A 21,966-nucleotide genomic window follows, 5' to 3' on the forward strand; every position below is an offset into this window, starting at 1 on the left:
TTGAGTTTCGATCTGCCCCGCAACGTCATCCTGCCGGTCGACGCGATCGACGTCCGCCTCGATCCCGGGCCGCATCCCTTCGCGCTGAGCAATGCGGAGGCGATCGCCGAGAACTGGCGGCAGGAAATGGCGACCAACCCGGCGCTGTTCGATGGCACGGTGGTGCTGCTTTCCGGGCTTGCCTACCGGGATGGCCGCCTCGTCGGCCGCTGCCACGCGGTCAACTATTCGACCTTCATGCTGTGGCGCAAGCGACGCGAGAATTCCGGCGCCGAGCACGCCTATGCGCACGCCATGCTGGTCGCCGGCGACAATGCGCTGGTGGCGATCCGCATGGGGTCGCATACGGTCAATGCCGGCCGAGTTTATTTCGCCGCCGGCTCGTTTGAGCCGATCGATTTCCGCGACGGCATGGTCGACGTCGATTTCAACATGATCCGAGAGGTGGGGGAGGAGACAGGGCTCGACCTGTCGCAGGCTGAGCGCGGACAGCGCTATCACGCGCTGTCGACGGCGAGTGGCACGGTGATCTTCCGCCGCTACCGGGTGGCCGAAACGGCCGACGAGCTGGCGCGGCGCATCAGCGCCTTCGTCGCCGCCGAGGCCGAGCCGGAGATCGAGGGGCCGATCATCATCCGCAATGCCACCGACCTGCCCGACGGCTTGATGCCGCACATGAAGCCGCTGATCGAGTGGCATTTCGGCGGCACCGTTTCCTGATCTCCCGGCGGCATCCGCGCTGGCGTGAGCGTCCTATGGAAAGAGCGGCGGCAGCGTGTCGTCATGCGGCGCGCTTTTCCAAGGGGCGTCGTCGTCCTTGTAGTAATAGCTGTAGCCGTTGATGGCCGGCGCGCCGCCAAGATGCGCATAGAGGATTCTCGAGCCTTTGGGGAAGAAGCCTTTCCTGGTCAGGTCGATCAGCCCCTGCATCGACTTTCCCTCATAGACCGGATCGGTGATCATCGCCTCGGTGCGGGCCGCCAGCCGGATTGCATCGTTCGTTTCGTTCGATGGAACGCCATAGGCCGGATAGGCATAGTCGGGATTGATGACGATTTCGTCCTCGCGCACGGCGCGGCCCAGCCCGACGAGAGCGGCGGTGTCGTCGACGATGCGGCGAACCTGCGCGCGGGTCCGGTCGAGCGTGCCGGAGGCATCGATGCCGATCACCCGCTCGGCGCGGTTTTGCGCGGCGAAGCCGACGATCATGCCGGCCTGGGTCGAGCCGGTCACGACGCAGACGATGACGTAGTCGAAGGCAAAGCCGAGCTCGCTCTCCTGCCTGGCGACCTCCTCGGCAAAGCCTACATAGCCGAGACCGCCGAACTTGTGCACCGAGGCGCCGGCGGGGATAGGGTAGGGCCTGCCGCCAGCGTCCTTCACCGACTGGATCGCATCCTGCCAGCTCTTGCGGATGCCGATGTCGAAGCCGTCGTCGACGAGCCGGCTGTCGGCGCCCATCAGGCGCGTCAGCAGGATATTGCCGACCCGGTCGTAGACCGCATCATAGTGCGGCACCCATTTCTCCTGGATCACCACGCATTTCATGCCGATCTTGGCGGCCGTCGCGGCGACCATGCGCGTGTGGTTCGACTGGACTCCGCCGATCGACACCAGCGTGTCGGCGCCCGACGCGATGGCATCGGGCACGATGTATTCGAGCTTGCGCAGCTTGTTGCCGCCCATGGCCAGCCCGGAATTGCAGTCGTCACGCTTTGCATAGACCCGCACCTTGCCGCCGAGCGCCGCGCTGAGACGCGGCAGATGCTCGATCGGTGTCGGTCCGAAGGTCAGCGGATAGCGTTCAAATTTCTCGAGAAGCGACATTGACCTGCCCTCCGCCATGGTCGTTTTTCAACACGCTCAGGATAGGCCGAAATGCGTGAAAAGTGTTCTCGAACTTGCCTTCAAGATTTTTGTATAACCGCGACAGATCGTGCTAGAGTTGGATAAAATAGCTATTCAGGTTACGAAAATGGAAGAATCTTCCAGTTCGGCTTTCGACCGCATCGACGTCAAGATCCTGCGGGCCCTGCAGGCCGAGGGGCGGTTGACCAATGCCGAGTTGGCGGCTCGGGTGAATGTCAGTGCGGCCACCTGCCACCGGCGCACGCAACGCTTGTTCGAAGAGGGCTACATCACCGGAGTGAGGGCGGAGATCGCGCCCGCCGCGGTGGGGCTCGGCGCGCTGGTCATGGTCGGGGTCGTGCTCGACCGCTCGACGCCCGAAAGCTTCGGCGCTTTCGAGGAGGCGGTGCTGAAGCTCAAGGAGGTTCTGGACTGCAATCTCGTGGCCGGCGACTTCGACTATCTTCTGAAGATACGGGTGCGCGACATGGCGGATTTCAACAAGCTGCACGGCCAGAAGCTGATCGCGCTGCCCGGCGTTCGGCAGACCCGGACGTTCTTCGTCATGAAGGAGGTCAAGGAGAACGCGCGGCTGCCGTTCTGACGGTCCCGCAATGGCGGAGGGCGCGCCAAAGGCCGCTCTATTCGTGCCGCAGCGCGTCGATCGGGTCGAGGCGGGCGCCGCGCAGCGCGGGGAAGAAGCCGAACACCATGCCGATCAGCGCCGAGAAGCCGACGGCGAGCAGGATGACGGCGGGGCTTGGCGCGAAAGGTATCGTCAGCGCCATCGACGTGAGGCCAGCCAATGAAAGCCCGATCAGGATGCCGATGATGCCGCCAAGCAGCGACAGCACCGTCGCCTCGACCAGGAACTGGATGAGGATGTGTTTTTCGTGCGCGCCGATCGCCAGCCTGATGCCGATCTCGCGCGTGCGTTCGGTGACCGAGACCAGCATGATGTTCATGATGCCGATGCCCCCGACCAGGAGGCTGACGCCGGCGACCGCGCCCAGCATGCCGGTCATGGTGGTCGTGGCGCTGGTCATCGCGTCGGCGATCTGGGTCATGTCACGGATGGCGAAATCGGGATCGCGATCCGGCGTGATGCGGCGCGTGTCGCGCAAAATGTCCTCGACGCGCGGCTGCAGCTCGCTGGTCGGCGTGCGGTCGTCGGCGGCGATGTAGATGTTGTCGATGTCGCGGTTGCCGGCGACGCGCCGCTGATAGGCGTGCAGCGGCATCAGCACGACATTGTCCTGGTCCTGGCCAAAGCCGGTATAGCCCTTGGGCTCGAGCAGGCCGATGATCTTGCAGGAGGTGCGGTTGACGCGGATAATCTCGCCCTCCGGATCGCCGGCGCCGAAGAATTGCTGGCGCACCGTTTCGCCGATCAGGCAGACACCGGTGCCGGCGCGCGTTTCGGAATCGCTGAACGGCCGCCCCGACACCAGCTTCCAGTCGCGTGCGTCGAGATAGGCGCTGTCCGTGCCGGTCACGCCCGAGGTCAGGCTTTCGGTGCCGAAGATGACGCGGACCTGTTTTTGCGAGGCAGGCGAAATCGCGCGCGCGCCGCTCAGATGCGCGACGAGCGCGGTGACATCCTTTTCGGCCAGCGGCCGCGCCGCCTGGTCGAGACCTCCCGGCCCTCCGGGTCCCGCCGGCCGGCCGGCGCGGACGACAAGCAAGTTGCTGCCGAGCTTCGAAATATCGGCCTTGACCTTCTCCGTCGTGCCGGAGCCGATGGTTAGCATGGCGATGACGGCGGCGACGCCGATGACAATGCCAAGCAGCGTCAGGAAAGAGCGCAGCACGTTGCGGCGGATCGAGCGCAGCGAAAGGCGGACGGTCTCCCAGATCATGCCGCTTCCTCCGTTTTCAAGGTATCGGAGGCGACATGGCCGTCGAGGAAGCGGATGGTGCGGCCGGCATAGTCCGCGACATCGGCTTCATGCGTGACCATGACGATGGAGAGCCCGAGTTCGGCGTTGAGCCTTGTCAGCAGCTCCATGATCTCATGCGTGCGCGCGGTGTCGAGATTGCCGGTCGGCTCGTCGGCGACGAGCAGCGTCGGCCTGGTGACGATGGCGCGGGCGATCGCCACGCGCTGCTGCTGGCCGCCCGACAGCTCAGCCGGAGTGTGGTGTTCGCGCCCGACAAGCCCGACCGCCGCCAGCGCCTGCATGGCGAGATCCCGGCGCTCGCGCGCGGCGACGCCGCGATAGATCAGCGGCAGCTCGACATTTTCCGCCGCCGTGGTGCGCGGCAACAGATTGTAGCCCTGGAAGACGAAGCCGACATACAGGTTGCGCAAAAGCGCGCGGCGGTTGCGGTCGAGCCGGCCGGCATCGACGCCCATGAAGGAGTAGGTTCCAGCCGTCGGCGTGTCGAGGCAGCCGATGATGTTCATCGCCGTCGACTTGCCCGAGCCAGAGGGGCCCATGATGGCGACGAACTCACCACGCCGGATGGCGAGATCGACGCCGGCCAGCGCATGCACGCGGGCCTCGCCCTCGCCATAGCTCTTCCAGACCTTGTCGAAGGTGATGAGGAGGGGAGCCGACATGTTGTCAGCTCCGTTGCTGCGCGCCGGTGACGACCTGAGCGCCCTCGTCGAGGCCGGACGTGATCTCGGTCAGCTCGCCGTCGGTCGAGCCGATCTTGACGTTGACCGGATGCGGCCTTCCATTCTCCAGCACATAGAGCGTGCGTGAGCCGTCGGTCGGCGCCTTCGTCGCCTCGCGCTGCCGATTGGGGCGGCCCATGCGGCCGGTGAAGAGGTCGCTCAGGCTCCAGCCGCGTGCCTGCTGCTGCGCCGGGCGATAGCGGAAGGCGGTCGAGGGAACGGTAAGCACGCCCTTGGCCTGACGGGTGACGACCGAGACCGTCGCCGTCATGCCGGGCCGCAAGAGAAGCTCGCCATTGTCGACCTCGAGCCGGGCCTTGTAGGTGACGACGCCGTCCGTGGTGACCGAGGCGTAGGAGATGTCGCGGATCTCGGCGTCGAAGGGACGGTCGGGGAAAGCGTCGACGGTGAAGCGGGCGTGCTGGCCGGGTTTCACCGCGCCGATATCGGCTTCGTCCACCGCAGCCTGCAATTCCATGTTGCGAAGGTCGGCGGCGATGACGAAGAGCACCGGCGCCTGCAGCGAGGAAGCGACCGTCTGTCCAGGATCGACCGAACGCGTCAGGACGATGCCGTCGATCGGCGCATAGATGGTGCTTTTCGCAAGGTCTGTCTGCTGTGCCTTGAGGTCGGCCCGGGCGATGGCGAGATTGGCCTCGGCGCTGTCGAGCGCCGCCTTGGAGCGGTCACGCGTCGCGGTCGCCGCTTCGAGCGACTGGTCGGTCGCCATGCCGCGCCTGGTCAACGCGCTCGCGCGCACAACCGCGTTCTCGTTTTCCTGCAAGGTCACCTTGGCGTCCTCGACGGCAGCTGCAGCCGCCTTGGCGGAGGCGGTGGCGCGCTCGATCTGGACCTGCAGCTTGGCGGTATCGAGGGTCGCCAGCACGTCGCCCTTCTTGACCTGCTGGTTCTCGTTGACCGCGACCGAGCGGATGATGCCGGAAAGCTCGCTGGAGATGTCGACCTGGGTGAGGGGCTGCAGCGTGCCGGTGGCAGAGACCTCGACGGTGAGGTCGGCGTGCGCCGCCGGCACGGTGGTGTATTCAATCCTGGGCGGCGCCGCGGCGTACCACTGATAAAGGGCAATGCCGGCCGCGACGACCGCTATCGCCAGCAGGGCGTAAAGCCAGAAGCGGCGACGCTTGCGGCTCACGCCCTTGCGATCGAGCCCGAGCGCGGCCTCTATGGAAGTACCGGATTCCGCCTTTGGCGGATTGACAACCTGGTCCACCCCGGACCCCTATGCTGGAAAGTGATGTCCCTATCCGTGCACAGATCAGGCCTTAAGGATCGAATTTCAAATTAAATTTCCCTCATGTTGGGATTGGGGCAGAAATTCGAGGCGGGGCGAAAGGTTTTCTCCATGGCGCGCAATTACTTGCTTTACGATGTGTTTACCACCGATAGGCTGGCCGGAAATCCGCTTGCGGTGGTGCTCGACAGCGACGGGCTCGACACTGCCGGCATGCAGGCGATCGCGCGCGAGTTCAATCTTTCCGAGACGGTGTTCGTGCTGCCGCCGGACAACCCAAAGCATCGCAACCGCATCCGCATCTTCACCCCCGACTATGAAATGCCCTTTGCCGGACATCCGACGGTCGGCTCGGCGATCGCGCTGTCCGAACTTGCCGAGGAGGAGGCCGGCATTTTCGTCCTGGAGGAGAATATCGGGCCGGTGCGATGCGCGGTGAGCAAGCATGACGGCTCGACCTTCGCCGAGTTCGACCTGGCGAAACTGCCAGAACCGCTGGAGCTCAAGGCCGAGCCGGAGGCGATCGGCGCGGCGCTCGGCCTTGCCCCGCATGAGATCGGCTTCGAGAATCACCGCGTCGCGTTCTGGTCGGCCGGCGTGCCCTATGTGACGATTCCCGTTGCCGGTTTGGAGGAAGCGGCCAAGATCAGGCTCGATAATCAGGCATGGTCGGAATTGGCGCCGCGCAAGAGCGAATGGGCCTTCGCCAGCCCGTATGTCTATTGCCGCGAGACGGTGCATCATGACAGCGGCTTCCACGTACGCATGATCGTGCCCGGCACCCCGTCCTATGAAGACCCGGCGACCGGTTCGGCTGCCGCGGCCTTTGCTGGCGCCATCATGCATTTCGACGCCCCGACCGACGGCATATCGCAGCTCTGGATCGAGCAGGGGCTTGAAATGGGCCGGCCCTCGCGTATCCGCCTCGAGCTCAATGTCGATGGCGGAAAACTGGCCACCGCGCGCATCGGCGGCCATGCCGTCAAGGTGGCGGAAGGCAAGCTCTTTGTGTGACGGGTGCGGCAATTCGGCGATTTGTCGGGAAATGATCCGGCAGGGCTAGACATCCCCGAAACCGGCGGCTATATGCGCCGCCGACGCTGGTTTTCCCGGCGGTGTGGGTGTGTAGCTCAGTTGGTAGAGCAGCTGACTCTTAATCAGCGGGTCCACAGTTCGATCCTGTGCACACCCACCATCTAGTCCCTTGTTTTTGCTAGTTTTTTATCCCTACCGAAAAGACTCCGTCTTTTCGGGGACTTAGCAGGCCGTTGCTCGGAAGTGCGGGCGCTGAGACGGCCAAAGCCGAGATAATTGCGGCGATATGTGCCTTCGGTCTCTGTCGACGCTCTGTCGGGTCCCGCGCATTTCCTGGTAGATGCACGACGATGGCGCGCTGATGGAAGTGGCGGGGCGAATTTCGACGGTGTGTCAGAAGCCAAGCAGCGTGCGCTGGTCGGCCCACGAATTCGGAAGCTCTGACAGCCGAAACAAACGCTTGTAAGAACCAGACCATATCGAAGCGACCGGCGCGTCGCTACTGTGCGGCATCAGTGATTTGGGGTCCGGCTGCCCATTCAACCCAATCCCATTCACTCCGTGATTGTCAGGCTTTCCGCGTGGCGGATGACGAGGATCTTCGTTGTCGTCGTTGTCATGGGCCCTTCTCCTTGCCTCTCGGTCATCGCTGGCAATCCCAGCTCTTCGAAAGTTCGGGATGCATAGCCGAGCTAGATCGCCTCGATCGCTGGTCCGATCGCGGGCTCACGGCGGTCTCGATCGGCGGAGCGTCGCCGTGCGCTGCGAGACATCATCGAACCTTTGGTGCGCGGCGTGCAACAGGAGACCGGCGAGCTCGGCTTGCAAGAGGCAACCGGCATGGCGCTACCGGGCTGGGGGCGCCGAGGACAATTTGACCATAGCCATTTCGACAAGTTGTCCGTCGCATTCCAACAGGCTCCTGCCAACGGATTGATTTGATTGCATCACCAGACTGGCATGTTTGTTGCGCTTCCATCTACCGATGTTCGGCCATGTGATGCTCGGCATGCCGAGCATCACATCTCTGACGGACGAAAAAGTGAGGGAGGCGAATATGAACTGGGATCGTGGGCGAGGGAGGCCAATTGGAACTGAGTCTTCCTTGATCGTCCTTCGAATAGTGTTGGCCGAGGCGCCGTCCAACGCGATGGCCCGGATCGACATCGATGCCGCGCCAAGGTGCTTGGATCGGTTCGCCGGGCCAGTTCACGTGGCGACCAAAGTCCCTTGCTGAGCAGTTACTCATCTGCGTGTCGCCGTGTCAGCTATCCAAAGCAGGCGTGCGCAGTCTTTCGGGCGGGCCGGCGATGATGTTGTTGAAGGGAAATAAGATGACCAAGGATTACCAAGCCTCACGAGGATCACAGGACGCCAGGCGCCATAAGTTCGATCATGCGACGCGCGATCAATGGCTCGATAGAGACGCGGCCCTTGAAGCAAAGTGGCGCGCCTCCAGCATGACAAGAGAGGAGTTCATCAGGCACAATGAAGAATTGATCGACAGGGCAATCGCCGCCAAGCCTGATCGAGATCGGGAAGATCACTAGCACCGCACGGAGCGAGGCTTGTCAGCAGACTTGCTGGGCGACGGTAAATTTCCATTCGACGGAAGAGGTTGCGTCTCCGAAAAGATCGCTTGCCGCGATGGGTCCCTCGACCAGACGATCGATGTCAACTCGTGGAGAGACCAACTCGATCTGGTCGAACTCGAATGGCGACCGCCTGGACTGACGAAATCTGCAATCGCGGTCATGCTGTTTCGACGTGACCTGTCTAAGAGCAAGAGTTTAGCGACGGTATGCGTACCTCAGTGAAGTTTTCCGACAGGATCTAGCTCAAACTGAATGCGATCGTACAAGATGGATATCCGGCAAATGAACAAGGACAATGTGCGCAGCAGGTTGATTGAGCTGGCAGCAGCCGAACTTGATGGCGCGAAGGCTGCCTATGCCGAGCACCTTCAGGCGAGCAAGCCGGTCGAGGATCAAGCGACCGTGGTCGACGATCAAGCTCAGGCCTGGTCGCAAGCGGAGCTCGCGGAAGACCTTGAGAAGATGCTGCGCGCCGCCGAAGCCAAGGTCGCGACGTTGGATGCGCTCGACTTCGGCCCGAAGAAATTCGTCGAGCCAGGAGCGATCGTAACTGCCAGCGGCCGCCACTTCGTCATCGGCGTCTCCATGGACCACTTCACCTGCGAGGGGATCGATCTCATAGGCCTCTCACCACTCGCACCGTTCTATCAGGCGATCGAGGGATTGGAGAAATCCGACACTTCCGAGTTTGGCGGCCACACCGTGAAAATTGAAGAAATCATCTGACCAAATTCATCTGTGCAATTCGTCATCCCGTTCAGCCGGCGATATGAGGGCAGTTCATGACCAAGATAGCGATCGTCTATTTCAGCGGATATGGCCACACAGCCAAGCAGGCGGAAGCCGTGCAGCACGGCGCGGCCGCCGCAGGCGCGGAGGTGACGATGTTCCGGATCGACGCAAACGGAGACCTGCCGGAGATCACCTTCGAAACGTTGGCCGCGCAAGACGCGATAGTTTACGGCTCTCCGACCTATATGGGCGGACCGGCTTGGCAATTCATCAAGTTTGCCGATGCCAGTTCCAAGCCCTGGTTCACGCAGGCGCTCAAGGACAAGGTAGCGGCCGGCTTCACCAACTCCGCGTCGGTGAACGGCGACAAGTCCTCCACCATGCTGTTCTTCTTCACCTTTTCACAACAACACGGCCAGATCTGGGTTGGCACCGGCCTGATGCCGGCCAACAGCAAGGAGGCGGGACCCGACGACGTGAACTGGACGGCAGGCTTTGCGGGTGCGCTGGCGATTTCGCCTTCCGATGCCTCGCCTGACGAAGCTCCACGGCAGGGCGACCTCGAAACGGCGCGTCTGCTCGGCAAGCGCGTTGCCGAGGTGGCGGCCAAGCTGCGAGGATAGGGCATTGTCCGCGCGCCGCCGGAGAGCGCTTGCTGAAGAGCAGTCGCAGCGCGACCGATTTCGTGAGCTTGTTCCTATGGACAATTTGTCTTCCGGTCGCCGATCAAACTGTCCAAGCGCGAGCATCGGTCAAAACCTAAATCATTGATATCGCGTGATAAAGAGAACTGGCACGATCGATGCTCAGTGCCTGCCGATGAAATCAAGCGACGGCGCCCGAACTTCGCGCCGGTGTTGGACTGGCATGAATTGCAGTGATCATCGGCACATTCCCGGTCAAAGGCAGGGAGGTACAAATGACCAAGCATAAAGTCGGTTATCTTATCGGCAGCCTCGCGCGCGAATCCATCAACCGCAAGCTCGCGAAGGCGCTGGCGCGGCTTGCGCCGCCGCAACTCGAGATGTCGGAAATCTCCTTCAAGGACTTGCCGCTTTACAGTTACGATTACGACGCGAACTTTCCGCCCGTCGCGCGCGCTTTCAAGGATGCGATCGCCGCAGTCGACGCCATTCTCTTCGTTACGCCGGAATACAACCGTTCCATCCCGGGCGGTCTGAAAAACGCCATCGATTGGGCAAGCCGTCCCTATGGCAAGAATTCCTTCGCGCGCAAGCCGTCCGCGGTTATCGGCACGTCACCGGGCGCGATCGGGACCGCGATCGCCCAACAGGGCCTGCGCAGTGTGCTCAGCTTCTGCAACTCACCGCAGATGAACGCTCCTGAGGCATACATCCAATTCACGCCCGGCTTGATCACCGATGCCGGCGAGGTCACGGTTGAATCCACCCAGGAATTCCTGCGCAACTACATGACGGAATTCGGCATGTTCATCGCCAGGGTGCTCCAGGTGCTGCCGAGAAAGGTCTCGTAATAAATGCAAACGGACGGACGGCAAACAGGCGAGGGGAGCCGAAATGCACAATGAAGCCCTTTTGATCGCGCGGCTGTTCCTCGGCATACCGTTCATTGTGTGGGGCGTACTGAAGCTGCGCGGCGGCGAGGCCAAGCTGGTGCCTGGTCTGCAAGCCTTGGGACTGCCCGACGCCGTGGGCTTCGCCTATCTGATCGGGCTTTGCGAATTCGTCGGCGGAGTGGCGGTTGTCCTCGGTTATCCGTTAAGCACGGCAAGTGTCCTGCTCGGCCTCTGGTGCCTCGTTACCGGCTATGACGCCCATCGCGGCAACATCACCGAATTGCTGAAAAACGCGACCATGGCCGGCGGATTCTTCGCGCTGGCCATCGCTGGCGCGGGTTCGATTTCTCTTTTCGGCGGCGCACCCGGCGGCCTGTTCGCCGATCTTCCCTGAAAATCAAGGCAGAGCGGCGGCAACTTAGTCGGCTCGGCCGTCAAAGATCACGGCGCGGCCACGCGGGCCGCTCATCCGCACGATCAGTGTCTCGAGTTCTTCGTCGGTCATTTTCGTCGCGATATTCCTGCGACATTCGGCGATCGTATCGGATACGGAAATCCCGGCTTCTGCGGGCGCGTCGTCGAATATGCGGCCAATCTCGATGACGACGTCGGCATCGATACTCCTGGGTAAGTCCTGCATGGCACGTTCCCTTTGACAGTACCCCGCCGGCCCATAGAATTTTCGAGAGCGAATTCCAGGCAGCGCTCTCGCCTGCAACGACGCGGATCATCGGCTGACCTTGGCCATCGAGGATCGCAGCCAGACGCTCTTGATAAGGGGTCACGGCAACTGGGCCGCTCGGACCAGAGAGCGATGCCCGGACCTGCGCCGATGGTAGTCGACACAGTAGCGCATATGGCTTCCTACTGTGCTCGAGTGGCCGAAACATCTGACGAAGGTCATGGTGACCAGCGTCACGTGAAACGACGAAGCACTTGTCGGGCGATATGGACAACGTGTCTTCCCATGCGGACACGTTGTCCAAAAATTACCCGACCGCTGGCTGCAAGTCCTTGATATTGCGGCGCACGCCAACTGGCATGCGCGTTGCTCTGAGTTTCTCGGTACCGGCCCTTCGTCCAAGGAGTTGTCATCATGTCGCGACACAACGAAATGCCGCCTGTTCCGCCCGCCAGCCGTAGCCCGAAAGGGACGGGAGGGACTCCGAAGATCAACAAGGACACGCCTTCCAAAAAGAAGATCGACAACCCGTCGGAACAGGGCGAGACAGGCAATATCCGACAGAACACGACAAATGCCGGCTTCTTTCACGGCCGTCGGGTGAAGTGAAGCCGTATATCCGACGCGACAAGACGACGACCATGAAAAAGGCCACGGTAACGTATCTCTTCGATCCGCTTTGCGGCTGGTGCTATGGCGCCGCGCCGATGCTTGACAGGCTCGCGGCAGGCGGCGTTGCGATCGACGCGCTGCCGACCGGCCTCTTCTCTGGGGCCGGCGCCCGACCGCTGGATGCCGGTTTCGCCGCTCATGCCTGGGCCAGCGACCAGCGTATCAGGCAGCTGAGCGGTCAGCCTTTCAGCCAGGCCTATCGGGACAATGTTCTGAGCGCGCGAGGCACGCTGCTCGATTCCGCCGCCGCCACGCTTGGCATCAGTGCTGCCGGCTTCAAGGATCCGCAGCGCCGGCTGCCGGCGCTGAAGGCGATCCAGAATGCCCGCTATGTCGATGGCCGCGACATCGTGACCAAACGCGGCGTGGCCGTGGTTCTGGAAGACGCCGACATGGTGGATGCAGCGAGGCTTATGATGGCGCCCACAGAAGAATTCCTGGTGGCGCATCGCGACCTGGTCGGCCGCGGCCGCGAGCTGTTCCAGCGATTGCACGCCGGGGGTACACCGGCGCTCGCCGTGATCCGCAGCGGAACGCCGCGTCTCATCAGCTCGAACGCGCTCTACGGCAGCTATGACAGCCTGATCGCCACGATCCTCGCGGCCTGACCTTCGTTTTTCCTCCCGAGCCTATGCCTCCGGGGTGGTTCACCGTTTCATGGAAACGGCGAACCGCCTCTCTCTTTTTGATTGCGACAGGCGACGACCAGGGCGCCGAGCCTGACCGGTCACACTTTCCTGTAGTTCTTAGAGCACAGGCGCCATCATGCCCACGGCGTTCTGCACCAGGCGCCTGTGGAACGGCCACGCCCTGACGGTGTCGAGCGCGACCGGCCGCGATACGGCGAGATAACCCTGCTGGCGCGCGCGCACCTCAGCGGTGACGTCCTCGTCCGCCACCAGCAGGTTGTTCTCGAAATTCAGCTGCATGCTGCGCCGATCCATATTGGCCGACCCGACCAGCGCGATCTTGCCGTCGATGGTCATCGATTTGGTGTGCAGCAGCCCCAGCGGATATTCGTGGACGCCCACGCCATTGGAAATCAGGTCCGCATAGCAACTGCGGCTGGTGTTTTCCACCAGCCATGAATCGTTCCGTTCGGGGAAGATAATCGTCGTCTCCACTCCTCGGCGTGGAGCGGCACACAAAGCGCGCAGGACCGCTTCATCGGGCACGAAGTAAGGCGTCGTGATCAAGAGTTCCTTGCGCGCGGAATAGATCGCGCCGACGAAGGACTCCGACATGGCGTTGCCGGGCGTGGTCGGTCCTGTGCCGTACATCTGCGCTACGCTTCCCGGCTCGAAGCGCTCGGGCTCGGGCTTTGCCGTGGCAAGGCCCTCCAGGGGCTCGCCGGTTTCGGCGATCCATGTGCATAGGAACAGGTATTGCGCCTGGCGCGCCACCGGCCCTTCGCAACGCAGGAAGATGTCCACCCAGGGCGCATATTTCGCCTTTATCCGGAATGCCGGATCCGCGCAGTTCTGGCTGCCGCAATAGGCGATGCGATTGTCGATGATGACGATCTTGCGGTGGTTGCGCAGGTCAACGCGGCCCACGGCCAGATGTCCCAGGCGCGGGATGTCGTTCAACGTGGCAACGAGCGCTACGCCGGCTTCGCGTAATTGCCGCCAGCGCGGACCGCGGATGAAGGCTCGCGAGCCCAGGGCGTCCACCATCACCCGGCAACGCACGCCGCGCCGTGCCGCATCGGCGACGGCGTCGGCGATCTTGCCGCCGTTGTTGTCGTCGAGCCAGATGTAGAAGCCGATGTGCACATGCTCGGTCGCCTGTTCGATATCCCTTGCCAGTGTCTCGATCGCGCTGTCGGAATCGAGCGTCGGCTGGTCGCTCGATGCATCGGGATCGCCCAGAAGCAAGATGCGGTTGCCTGCCACCGGGCGCAGCCCATTGATCGTTCGGCAAAGCTCGAATTGAGCCACCGCTTCCGGCTCGATGGTCACCGGTGCATAGGCCGCATCGTCGGGCCGGACGGTTCGGTCCTCCGCCTTCCTCAGCCGCCGAGTCCGTCTGCGTCCGATGCTGGTCTCGCCGAGGAACAGGTAGGCAATGACGCCAAGCAGTGGCAGCAGCATGATGACAGCCACCCACGCTACCCGGGCGGCAGGCGTGCGGTTGGCGCGGGTGATCGCGCGCGCCACCGCGATCAGGTGCACGACGAACAGCGGCAGGCCAGACAGGCCCTGCATGCCCATGTGAACCGCGCCTGACAACGACACCATCACGCCCCTCCGTTGTGACTACTCCGTCGGCAAGCTAGCGCGCTGGGCTTGCCGGCGACAATCGCCCGGTTGCAGCCTTGCCATCCGAGCCGCCCGTCTCGGCGAAATTCGAACGATAGTTGCCTCGCATCCGCCCTCAAGCCGAGGATGCCAGGCGGCTTGCCGGGCAGGAAAACGCCGCCTCGGGAAGGCTTGTCCGGTCTGAGGTCGACGCTGCCGGGCAGGATGACAGGCACCTCTTCGGAGGCCGGCTCGAAGCATCATTCGTGCCAGTTCTTCACGGCGTGGAATATCAAAGGTTTAGGCTTGTTCGATTTCATCCCGAGGACATTTTGTCCAATTGTGCAAGACAAATTGTCTATAGATTTCAATGGGATAACATGTTTAACTGCGGCTTCTATAGTTCCACGGAGCGTTTCGCGACATGGCCGACGGCAAGCCGCTGTACAAGACTTATCACCATCCGGCGGGCGGTTGGGGGGCTGCGGCGGCGACAGCGAAGGTGCTGCTTGAGCAAAGTGTCGTCACCAAGGGTTCGCGGGCGCTGCTTGCGATGAATCAGCCGGGCGGCTTCAAGTGCCCGAGCTGCGCCTTTCCCGACGCGGATTGCAAGAAGACGCTCGAATTCTGCGAGAACGGCGCCAAGGCACTCGCCTTCGAGGCCACGAAGCGACGCGTCACCCGAGAGTTCTTCCAACAACACACCGTGTCCGAGCTCATGGAGCAATCGGACTACTGGCTGGAGATGCAAGGGCGCCTGACGGAGCCGATGCGCTACGACGCGGCGTCCGACCGGTATGTGCCTTGCGACTGGGACACGGCGTTCGCAATAATCGGCGATCATCTGCGTGCGCTCGAAAGCCCCCATCATGCCGAGTTCTACACGTCGGGCCGCACGCCGAACGAGGCGGCGTTTCTCTATTCGATATTCATCCGGGAATTCGGGACCAACAACTTTCCCGATTGCTCGAACATGTGCCACGAGCCGACGAGCCGCGGCCTGCCTCCCGCGATCGGCGTCGGCAAGGGAACCGTGGTTCTCGAGGATTTCGAGCATGCGGAGGCTATCTTTGTCATCGGACAGAACACCGGCACGAACTCGCCGCGCATGATGACCAATCTGGTCGAGGCGCGAAAGCGCGGCGTCCCGATCGTGGCCGTCAATCCCATGCCCGAGCGCGCGCTCATCCGCTTCACCGAGCCGCAGGACATTCTGCAGATGGCGACGTTTGGGTCGACGCCGATCGCGAGCGAGTTCGTTCATATCCGGATCGGCGGCGATCTCGCGCTGATCAAGGGCATGATGAAGGTGATCTTCGAACGCGAGGCTCAGGGCGAAAAGGTCATCGACACCGACTTCATCAGCAAGCACACGGTCGGGCTGGACGCGGTCCGCGAAGACGTCATGGCTCAGGAATGGCCGGAGATCGTCAGGGTTTCCGGACTGGACGAGGCCCAGATCCGCCGCTGCGCTGAAATCTACATCCGTTCGCGCGCGACGATGATTTGCTACGGGATGGGCCTTACGCAGCACCAGCAGGGGTCGCGGCTTCTGCAACAGGTCGTCAATCTGTTGCTGCTTCGCGGGAATTTCGGCAAGCCCGGCGCCGGTATCTCGCCCATTCGCGGCCATTCGAACGTTCAGGGCGACCGTACGGTCGGCATCGATGAAAAGCCGACGCAGGACTATCTTGATCGCGTGCGCGACGTTTTCGGGTTCGAGCCGCCGCGCGAGCATGGTCACCATACTGTGGAATCCGTCGAGGCGATGGAAAACGGCACCGCCAAGGTCTTTATCGGCATGGGCGGCAACTTCGTCCGCGCTATCCCCGACACCGACAGGTCCTATGCGGCGATGCGGAAGCTGGCATTGACGGTCGGAATTGCCACGAAACTCAATCGGGGCCATCTCGTGCATGGTCGTGATGCGCTCATCCTGCCCGTCATCTCGCGTTCCGAATGGATCCGCACTTCGGCCGGCGAACAATTCGTCACCATCGAAGACTCCATGTCGAATGTTTCCGCCTCACGCGGCGTCCTGGCGCCTGCCAGCCCTCATCTGCTTCCGGAAGTGGAAATCGTATGCCGGATGGCGCTTGCGACGCTGCCCGACAGCAAGGTGCCGTGGGAGAGCTACATTCACGACTACCACCTCATCCGCGACAAGATCGCCGCAGTCTATCCTGATATCTATCGCGACTTTTCGAAACGCATCAAAGATCCAAAAGGGTTTCACCTCGACGTGCCGCCGCGCCGCCTGGTTTGGCCGACGCCGAATGGGAAGGCGAATTTTCTCCTCCTTCCCGGTCTCGAGGTGAATGACCCGGTTTCCGACCCCGCGATGCTGCGACTGGCGACCGTGCGTTCGCACGATCAGTTCAACACCACGATCTACAGCTACAATGATCGCTATCGCGGGGTTTACAACGACCGTATGGTTCTGTTCATGAATGCGGAGGACCGAGCCCAACGCGGCATCGACGCGGGCTCCCGGGTCGCGCTCGAGACGATCAGCGACGATGGCCTCAAGCGAAGGGTCGATGGCCTGACGGTGCTGGACTACCCCATGCCGCGCGGTGCCGTGGCCGGGTACTATCCCGAACTCAATCCGCTGCTGCCGCTCGACTACTACGACAGGATCAGCGGCACGCCGGCGGCCAAGTCGATACCCATTCGTGTCGTTGCGGCGTAAGCGCAACTGGCCTTCAGTTGCAGTAACTAGGAGGGAAGGACGTTGCTGGGACAGCTCGATGCGGTGACTTTGGCCCGGGCGCAATTCGCCTTCACGGTCTCCTTCCATTTTATCTTCCCAGCGTTTTCGATCGGGATCGCAAGCTACCTAATGGTGCTCGAAGCGCTCTGGTTGAAAACCGGGCAGGGCGTCTACGCCAATCTCTACCGTTACTGGCTCAAGATCTTCGCGGTCGCGTTCGGCATGGGCGTGGTGTCGGGGCTGGTCATGTCCTACCAGTTCGGCACCAACTGGTCGGTGTTCTCGACAAAGGCGGGGCCCGTCATCGGCCCGCTCATGGCCTATGAAGTGCTCACAGCATTCTTTCTCGAGGCCGGCTTCCTCGGCGTGATGCTTTTCGGCATGAGCAAGGTCGGCAAGGAACTGCACTTTTTCGCCACCTGCATGGTGGCACTCGGCACGCTGATCTCGGCGACATGGATCATCGCCGTCAACAGCTGGATGCAGACGCCCGCGGGGTTCGCCCTCAACGCCAAGGGCCAGTTCGTTCCGGCCGGCTCGTGGTGGCCTATCATCTTCACCGCCAGCTTCCCCTTCCGCCTCGTCCACACAGTGATCGCTGCCTACCTCACTACAGCTTTCGTGGTGGGGGGCGTCGGCGCCTGGCATCTTCTCAAGGACCGTGCCAATCCAGGCGCGCGCAAGATGTTCTCCATGGCGATGTGGATGGCGGCGATCGTGGCTCCGATCCAGATATTCGTCGGCGATGCCCACGGGCTCAACACACTGGAGCATCAGCCGGCAAAGGTCCTGGCCATGGAAGGTGACTACCAGCCGAGTCCCGACGGCGCGCCGCTGATCCTGTTCGGGCTGCCCAGCAACGAGGAGGCGCGCGTTCGCTATGAGGTGTCGATACCTCATCTTGGTTCCCTGATACTGAAGCACGATCCTTTTGCGCCGTTGCCCGGCCTCACCGATTTCCCGCGCGATCAATGGCCTCCGGCGCACATTGTCTTCTGGTCGTTCCGGGTCATGGTCGGCCTCGGCTTCGCCATGCTGGGGATCGGCCTGTGGAGCCTGCTCGCCCGCTATCGCGGCAAGCTCTATGAATGGTCGTGGCTGCACCGCGCATCCGTTGCGATGGGGCCGGCGGGCTTCGTGGCGGTGCTCGCTGGTTGGGTGACGACCGAGGTCGGGCGGCAGCCTTTCACGGTCTACGGGCTGCTGCGGACCGCGGAATCGCATTCGCCGCTCGCGGCGCCGGCGGTGGCTGCATCGCTCCTCGCGTTCGTGCTCGTCTATTTCAGCGCCTTCGGGGCGGGCACCTATTATCTGCTGCGCCTGATGTCCAAGCCTCCCGAGCGGGGAGAATCGGAGCCGCCCGGCGTGCCGCAGCGCGCGGCAGGTATCACGCCGGCGTCCGGTGTCGCAGCGTCCCCGGCGGTAAAGGGGTGATGCTCATGGCTGGCATGGATCTCACAATCGTGTGGGCCGCGATCATCGGCTTTGCCATCATGGCTTACGTCGTGATGGACGGTTTCGATCTTGGCATCGGCATCCTGTTTCCGACCTTCGCGGTCGGAGATGAGCGCGACCAGGCGATGAATTCGATTGCGCCGGTCTGGGACGGCAACGAGACTTGGCTGGTCATGGGCGGTGGCGGCCTCTTCGCCGCGTTCCCACTCGCCTATTCGATCGTCCTGCCGGCCACCTATCCACTGATGATCGCGATGCTGCTCGGCCTCGTCTTCCGCGGCGTTGCCTTCGAATTCCGCTGGCGCGAGCCCAGCCATCGCCAGCTCTGGGACATCGCCTTTTCACTCGGCTCGTTCGTCGCGGCATTGGCGCAAGGCATCACGCTCGGCGCGATCCTGCAGGGCATTCATGTCGAGAACGACGCTTACGCGGGTGGTTGGCTCGATTGGCTGAGCCCGTTCAGCTTGCTCACCGGGGTCTCCGTGGTGGTCGGCTACGCGCTTCTCGGCGCAACCTGGCTGATCTGGAAAACCGAAGGGTCGAGCCAACGCCACGCGCGCAAGATGGCGCTGCGGCTTGGCGTGGCGACGTTGCTTGCGCTTGCGGCCGTCAGCGCGGCGACGCCGTTCCTGAGTTATGATTACTGGCGGCGCTGGTTCGCCATGCCGGGCGTGGTGTTGACGGCCCAGGTGCCGCTGCTCGTGATCATCTGCTCGGCGACGTTCTTCTGGGCCTTGCGGCGCGAATTCGAGCGCGTGCCGTTCCTTATGGCGCTCGCCTTGTTCCTGCTGGGCTTCGTCGGGTTGGGGATCAGCATCTATCCATACATGGTGCCGCGCGCGGTGACGATCTGGGAGGCGGCTGCACCGCCTGAAAGCCAGTCCTTCATGCTGGCCGGGGCTCTCGTCATCATCCCCTTGATCCTCGCCTATACCGGCTGGGCCTATTGGGTGTTCCGCGGCAAGGCAGGCATTCACGGCTATCACTGATGGTTTCGCACGTTCCCTTCTGGAAGCGACTTGCATGGATGGCCGTGATCTGGGCAGCGAGCGTGGTGGCGCTCGGGATCGTGACCGGCGCAATGCGGGTTTGGCTGTCCGGCTGACGGGAGTGGTGCCATGCGCCGTAAAGGTCAGGCGGCCATTCCAGTTGAACAGTGACGAAGGCTATCAGCGTTCTCAAGGGCCAATGTATGGACCCAAATACGACAAGCTGGAGCTTTGCGGCCTTCCGGGCAGCGGTAGCCGGCATCCGGGATTACGGTTTCCTCGGGGTCACCGTCGGGCAGTTGGCTTTGGCCGTGCTCGTACTTGCCGTGGCCGTGGCGCTACGCAGGCTCTTCGGCTACGTGATGCTGGGACAAATCCGTTTCTGGTCGAAGCACGCGAATGGCTCAATCGACAATGCCATCGTCGAGGCACTGTCACCGCCCGTCCGCTTCATTCCTGTCATTGTAGCCATCTTTGCGATCTCGGCATTCCTTGCCGTGCCACCGCACGTGAAGGAGATCTTTGGCCAGATCAATCGTTCTCTCATCGCTTTCACGATCTTCTGGGCACTGTTGGTGATCGTCGGCCCAGCCTGCTCGCTGCTCGAAGGGCACTCGGCCGCTTTCGGTCAGGCGATAGTTGGCTGGGTGGTACGAGTGGTCAAGATTCTCCTCGTATCCCTGGGCGGCGCAGTCATCCTCGAAATCTGGGGCATCCACGTCGGGCCCTTTCTGGCGGGACTTGGGCTCGTTGGCGCAGCCGTGGCGCTTGGCGCGCAGGACCTCTTCAAGAACCTGATCGCCGGCATCTTCATCATCGGCGAGCAGCGTTTCCAAACCGGTGACTGGATTTCGGTGGACGGCGTTGTCGACGGCACGATCGAATTCATCGGCCTTCGAACGACCAAGGTGCGGCGCTTCGACATGGCGCCCGTTTTCGTCCCCAATTCAAAATTGGCGGACAACGCGCTGACCAATTTTTCGCAGATGACGTTTAGGCGCATCTCCTGGATCATCGGCCTGGACTACAACACCACGGTCGACCAGCTTCGGCAGGTCCGCGACGGCATCGAAAGCTACATCCTGGGTGATGGAGGATTCGCCCAGCCTCCGGAGGCTCCGGCCTTCGTGCGTATCGCAAGCTTCAGCAACTCTTCCATCGACATCATGGTTTATTGCTTCACCCGCACAACCGATTGGGGTGAGTGGCTCAAGATCAAGGAAGCACTGGCTTACGCTCTCAAGGATGTCGTCGCAAAGACCGGAGTGGGGTTCGCCTCTCCGAACTCGGCCGTCTACATCGAGACCATGCCCGCCGGCACCGAGGTCTTTCCGCTGCAAGAGCCGCCGTCCGCGGCCCGGCCCGACCCGACACCGCAGGCCTCCCAACCAATCACGCACAATGGCGACAAATCCGATGCCGTATCCCGACAGGCAAAGTAACACATCAACTGTGGCACGGCCGATGGCTTGCGGATCCATGATCCGCGGCACCTGGTTTTTAGCCGATGTGGAATGTCCTAGTTCCGGGTGCTGGGGCGCGGTGCCGTGAGCGCCGTGCTGACCGATCCAAAACTGCATCGACGGCCGGCGGCGCGCCTTGTCGTTCATGCCGCGCTGGCCGGCAACATTGCTGTCGCTGCGACCAAGCTCGCGGCGGCCTTCGTCACGGGCAGTGCCGCGATGGCGAGCGAGGCGGTTCATTCCGTGGTCGATTCCGGCAATGAGGGCTTGCTTCTCTACGGCTATCGCCGCGCTGCGCGGCGGCCGGATCTGGTTCATCCGCTGGGTTTCGGCAGGGAACTCTATTTCTGGAGCTTTATCGTCGCGCTGCTGCTGTTCGGGCTCGGGGCCGGCGTCTCGCTATACCAGGGCGTCCAGCACGTCATTGCCCCGCGGCCTCTGGAGCAGGTCGTGGTCAGCTATGTGGTGCTAGGCCTTTCCTTTCTGTTCGAAAGCGCATCCTGGGTTGTCGCATGGCGGGCGTTCGCGAAGGTGAGGGGCGACCTCGGCTTCTGGACGGCTTTTCGTCAAAGCAAGGATCCGCCGGCGTTCATGGTGCTGTTCGAGGACAGCGCGGCGCTAGTCGGCATCGCGATTGCCGCTGCCGGAATCATGGCTGCCGATGTGCTCGACATGCCGATCCTGGATGGCGTTGCTTCGATCCTGATCGGGCTTGTGCTTGCGGTCACGGCTCTGCTGCTCGCGATCGAAAGCAAAAGCCTGCTGATCGGCGAGCGCGCTCCGCCGGCCCTTGTCACGGCCATCTGCCGGATTGCCCAGGAGCAGCCTGGCGTGACGCACGCCAACAGCGCCTTGACTGCACAGCTTGCGCCGGATCAGGCCATGGTTGCGCTCAGCGTCGAGTTCGACAAGTCGCTTGGCGCGGAGGAGATCGAGGCTTGCGTCGCTGCGATCGAAAAGCGCGTGCAACTCGCTCATCCCGACGTCGTGGCGCTCTTCGTCAAGCCTCAAACCCTGGAGCAATTCGAAAGCGCGCGAAAGCGACGGTTCGGTGATTACGCACTTCCGCCCGCGCCGCCGTGACTCCGGGAGAGTTGGCCGAACAGGGGATAACGATTGACGTGGTCGAG

22 protein-coding genes and 1 tRNA gene are annotated in these 21,966 nt (G+C 62.5%); 17 read left to right on the top strand and 6 right to left on the bottom strand.

Features of this window, described 5'->3' with window-relative positions; translation table 11 throughout:
- Window positions 1-720: a hypothetical protein gene (locus DPM35_RS10725; protein ID WP_112127275.1), complete on the top strand. Its 720-nt coding sequence runs from the start codon at window positions 1-3 to the stop codon at window positions 718-720.
- A gap of 33 nt (window positions 721-753) precedes the next feature.
- Here the strand turns inward: DPM35_RS10725 and DPM35_RS10730 are convergent, their stop codons facing one another.
- A complete protein-coding gene (locus DPM35_RS10730) occupies window positions 754-1,827 on the bottom strand; it encodes a 1-aminocyclopropane-1-carboxylate deaminase (RefSeq protein ID WP_112127760.1) in 1,074 nt (357 codons plus the stop codon).
- Window positions 1,828-1,975: 148 nt separating this feature from the next.
- On the opposite strand from DPM35_RS10730, the gene DPM35_RS10735 reads away from it, so the two are divergent.
- The gene (locus tag DPM35_RS10735; RefSeq protein ID WP_112127276.1) at window positions 1,976-2,452 is read left to right on the top strand and encodes an Lrp/AsnC family transcriptional regulator; all 477 of its coding nucleotides are present in this window, start codon (window positions 1,976-1,978) and stop codon (window positions 2,450-2,452) included.
- 37 nt (window positions 2,453-2,489) lie between these two features.
- Here the strand turns inward: DPM35_RS10735 and DPM35_RS10740 are convergent, their stop codons facing one another.
- From DPM35_RS10740 to DPM35_RS10750, 3 genes are read right to left on the bottom strand one after another with little or no spacing between them, the layout of a single operon-like run.
- Window positions 2,490-3,707, bottom strand: a complete 1,218-nt coding sequence (locus DPM35_RS10740; protein ID WP_112127277.1) for an ABC transporter permease — start codon at window positions 3,705-3,707, stop codon at window positions 2,490-2,492.
- Complete coding sequence (locus DPM35_RS10745) at window positions 3,704-4,411, bottom strand: ABC transporter ATP-binding protein (protein ID WP_112127278.1); 708 nt, start codon at window positions 4,409-4,411, stop codon at window positions 3,704-3,706. Before DPM35_RS10745 ends, DPM35_RS10740 begins: the two co-directional genes overlap by 4 nt.
- Before the next feature lie 4 nt (window positions 4,412-4,415).
- The gene (locus tag DPM35_RS10750) at window positions 4,416-5,702 is read right to left on the bottom strand and encodes an efflux RND transporter periplasmic adaptor subunit (RefSeq protein WP_112127279.1); all 1,287 of its coding nucleotides are present in this window, start codon (window positions 5,700-5,702) and stop codon (window positions 4,416-4,418) included.
- 132 nt (window positions 5,703-5,834) lie between these two features.
- On the opposite strand from DPM35_RS10750, the gene DPM35_RS10755 reads away from it, so the two are divergent.
- From DPM35_RS10755 to DPM35_RS10790, 7 genes are all read left to right on the top strand, one after another.
- Window positions 5,835-6,737 (top strand): PhzF family phenazine biosynthesis protein, encoded by a 903-nt coding sequence (locus DPM35_RS10755; RefSeq protein ID WP_112127761.1) that lies wholly within the window; start codon window positions 5,835-5,837, stop codon window positions 6,735-6,737.
- 105 nt (window positions 6,738-6,842) lie between these two features.
- Window positions 6,843-6,918: transfer RNA gene (locus DPM35_RS10760), tRNA-Lys, on the top strand.
- Between the two features lie 1,009 nt (window positions 6,919-7,927).
- The gene (locus DPM35_RS32165; protein WP_146767931.1) at window positions 7,928-8,308 is read left to right on the top strand and encodes a hypothetical protein; all 381 of its coding nucleotides are present in this window, start codon (window positions 7,928-7,930) and stop codon (window positions 8,306-8,308) included.
- 327 nt (window positions 8,309-8,635) lie between these two features.
- On the top strand, window positions 8,636-9,079 hold the full coding sequence (locus DPM35_RS10775; RefSeq protein WP_112127282.1) for a hypothetical protein: 444 nt from the start codon (window positions 8,636-8,638) through the stop codon (window positions 9,077-9,079).
- Between the two features lie 56 nt (window positions 9,080-9,135).
- Window positions 9,136-9,708: a flavodoxin family protein gene (locus tag DPM35_RS10780; protein WP_112127283.1), complete on the top strand. Its 573-nt coding sequence runs from the start codon at window positions 9,136-9,138 to the stop codon at window positions 9,706-9,708.
- A gap of 296 nt (window positions 9,709-10,004) precedes the next feature.
- Window positions 10,005-10,580 (top strand): NADPH-dependent FMN reductase, encoded by a 576-nt coding sequence (locus tag DPM35_RS10785; protein WP_112127762.1) that lies wholly within the window; start codon window positions 10,005-10,007, stop codon window positions 10,578-10,580.
- Window positions 10,581-10,623: 43 nt separating this feature from the next.
- Window positions 10,624-11,016, top strand: coding sequence for a DoxX family protein (locus DPM35_RS10790; RefSeq protein WP_112127284.1), 393 nt, complete (start codon window positions 10,624-10,626; stop codon window positions 11,014-11,016).
- A 24-nt stretch (window positions 11,017-11,040) separates the two neighbouring features.
- On the opposite strand, the gene DPM35_RS10795 is transcribed toward DPM35_RS10790, so the two are convergent.
- Entirely contained in the window at window positions 11,041-11,262 is a 222-nt protein-coding gene (locus DPM35_RS10795; RefSeq protein WP_112127285.1) for a hypothetical protein, read from the bottom strand.
- Window positions 11,263-11,718: 456 nt separating this feature from the next.
- Between DPM35_RS10795 and DPM35_RS32170 the strand changes: the two genes are divergently transcribed.
- Together DPM35_RS32170 and DPM35_RS10800 are read left to right on the top strand one after the other, a co-directional pair.
- Window positions 11,719-11,913: a hypothetical protein gene (locus DPM35_RS32170; RefSeq protein ID WP_146767932.1), complete on the top strand. Its 195-nt coding sequence runs from the start codon at window positions 11,719-11,721 to the stop codon at window positions 11,911-11,913.
- A gap of 32 nt (window positions 11,914-11,945) precedes the next feature.
- Window positions 11,946-12,584, top strand: coding sequence for a DsbA family protein (locus DPM35_RS10800; RefSeq protein ID WP_112127763.1), 639 nt, complete (start codon window positions 11,946-11,948; stop codon window positions 12,582-12,584).
- Between the two features lie 138 nt (window positions 12,585-12,722).
- On the opposite strand, the gene cls is transcribed toward DPM35_RS10800, so the two are convergent.
- Entirely contained in the window at window positions 12,723-14,216 is a 1,494-nt protein-coding gene (cls, locus tag DPM35_RS10805; RefSeq protein WP_245431496.1) for a cardiolipin synthase, read from the bottom strand.
- A gap of 424 nt (window positions 14,217-14,640) precedes the next feature.
- On the opposite strand from cls, the gene DPM35_RS10810 reads away from it, so the two are divergent.
- The 6 genes from DPM35_RS10810 (at window position 14,641) to DPM35_RS10835 (ending at window position 21,919) form a co-directional block, all read left to right on the top strand.
- Entirely contained in the window at window positions 14,641-16,908 is a 2,268-nt protein-coding gene (locus DPM35_RS10810) for an FdhF/YdeP family oxidoreductase (RefSeq protein WP_112127286.1), read from the top strand.
- Window positions 16,909-16,950: 42 nt separating this feature from the next.
- On the top strand, window positions 16,951-18,363 hold the full coding sequence (locus DPM35_RS10815; RefSeq protein WP_112127287.1) for a cytochrome ubiquinol oxidase subunit I: 1,413 nt from the start codon (window positions 16,951-16,953) through the stop codon (window positions 18,361-18,363).
- A gap of 5 nt (window positions 18,364-18,368) precedes the next feature.
- A complete protein-coding gene (cydB, locus tag DPM35_RS10820) occupies window positions 18,369-19,373 on the top strand; it encodes a cytochrome d ubiquinol oxidase subunit II (RefSeq protein WP_112127765.1) in 1,005 nt (334 codons plus the stop codon).
- Complete coding sequence (locus DPM35_RS10825) at window positions 19,373-19,489, top strand: DUF2474 family protein (RefSeq protein WP_112127288.1); 117 nt, start codon at window positions 19,373-19,375, stop codon at window positions 19,487-19,489. Before cydB ends, DPM35_RS10825 begins: the two co-directional genes overlap by 1 nt.
- 87 nt (window positions 19,490-19,576) lie before the next feature.
- Window positions 19,577-20,815 carry a mechanosensitive ion channel family protein gene (locus DPM35_RS10830; protein WP_112127289.1) on the top strand — a complete coding sequence of 413 codons (1,239 nt, stop codon included), beginning with the start codon at window positions 19,577-19,579 and terminating at the stop codon, window positions 20,813-20,815.
- A 105-nt stretch (window positions 20,816-20,920) separates the two neighbouring features.
- Window positions 20,921-21,919, top strand: coding sequence for a cation diffusion facilitator family transporter (locus DPM35_RS10835; protein WP_112127290.1), 999 nt, complete (start codon window positions 20,921-20,923; stop codon window positions 21,917-21,919).
- Window positions 21,920-21,966: the final 47 nt, after the last annotated feature.

Source organism: Mesorhizobium atlanticum, from assembly GCF_003289965.1.
Taxonomy (GTDB): Bacteria; Pseudomonadota; Alphaproteobacteria; order Rhizobiales; family Rhizobiaceae; genus Mesorhizobium; species Mesorhizobium atlanticum.

What these genes read in the sequence shown, in the direction of transcription:
- DPM35_RS10730 (WP_112127760.1), bottom strand. Translation starts at nt 1,827, where the DNA reads ATGTCGCTTCTCGAGAAATTTGAACGCTATCCGCTGACCTTCGGACCG.
- DPM35_RS10735 (WP_112127276.1), top strand. Translation starts at nt 1,976, where the DNA reads ATGGAAGAATCTTCCAGTTCGGCTTTCGACCGCATCGACGTCAAGATC.
- DPM35_RS10740 (WP_112127277.1), bottom strand. Translation starts at nt 3,707, where the DNA reads ATGATCTGGGAGACCGTCCGCCTTTCGCTGCGCTCGATCCGCCGCAAC.
- DPM35_RS10745 (WP_112127278.1), bottom strand. Translation starts at nt 4,411, where the DNA reads ATGTCGGCTCCCCTCCTCATCACCTTCGACAAGGTCTGGAAGAGCTAT.
- DPM35_RS10755 (WP_112127761.1), top strand. Translation starts at nt 5,835, where the DNA reads ATGGCGCGCAATTACTTGCTTTACGATGTGTTTACCACCGATAGGCTG.
- DPM35_RS32165 (WP_146767931.1), top strand. Translation starts at nt 7,928, where the DNA reads ATGCCGCGCCAAGGTGCTTGGATCGGTTCGCCGGGCCAGTTCACGTGG.
- DPM35_RS10775 (WP_112127282.1), top strand. Translation starts at nt 8,636, where the DNA reads ATGAACAAGGACAATGTGCGCAGCAGGTTGATTGAGCTGGCAGCAGCC.
- DPM35_RS10780 (WP_112127283.1), top strand. Translation starts at nt 9,136, where the DNA reads ATGACCAAGATAGCGATCGTCTATTTCAGCGGATATGGCCACACAGCC.
- DPM35_RS10785 (WP_112127762.1), top strand. Translation starts at nt 10,005, where the DNA reads ATGACCAAGCATAAAGTCGGTTATCTTATCGGCAGCCTCGCGCGCGAA.
- DPM35_RS10790 (WP_112127284.1), top strand. Translation starts at nt 10,624, where the DNA reads ATGCACAATGAAGCCCTTTTGATCGCGCGGCTGTTCCTCGGCATACCG.
- DPM35_RS10795 (WP_112127285.1), bottom strand. Translation starts at nt 11,262, where the DNA reads ATGCAGGACTTACCCAGGAGTATCGATGCCGACGTCGTCATCGAGATT.
- DPM35_RS32170 (WP_146767932.1), top strand. Translation starts at nt 11,719, where the DNA reads ATGTCGCGACACAACGAAATGCCGCCTGTTCCGCCCGCCAGCCGTAGC.
- DPM35_RS10800 (WP_112127763.1), top strand. Translation starts at nt 11,946, where the DNA reads ATGAAAAAGGCCACGGTAACGTATCTCTTCGATCCGCTTTGCGGCTGG.
- cls (WP_245431496.1), bottom strand. Translation starts at nt 14,216, where the DNA reads ATGGTGTCGTTGTCAGGCGCGGTTCACATGGGCATGCAGGGCCTGTCT.
- DPM35_RS10810 (WP_112127286.1), top strand. Translation starts at nt 14,641, where the DNA reads ATGGCCGACGGCAAGCCGCTGTACAAGACTTATCACCATCCGGCGGGC.
- cydB (WP_112127765.1), top strand. Translation starts at nt 18,369, where the DNA reads ATGGCTGGCATGGATCTCACAATCGTGTGGGCCGCGATCATCGGCTTT.
- DPM35_RS10825 (WP_112127288.1), top strand. Translation starts at nt 19,373, where the DNA reads ATGGTTTCGCACGTTCCCTTCTGGAAGCGACTTGCATGGATGGCCGTG.
- DPM35_RS10830 (WP_112127289.1), top strand. Translation starts at nt 19,577, where the DNA reads ATGGACCCAAATACGACAAGCTGGAGCTTTGCGGCCTTCCGGGCAGCG.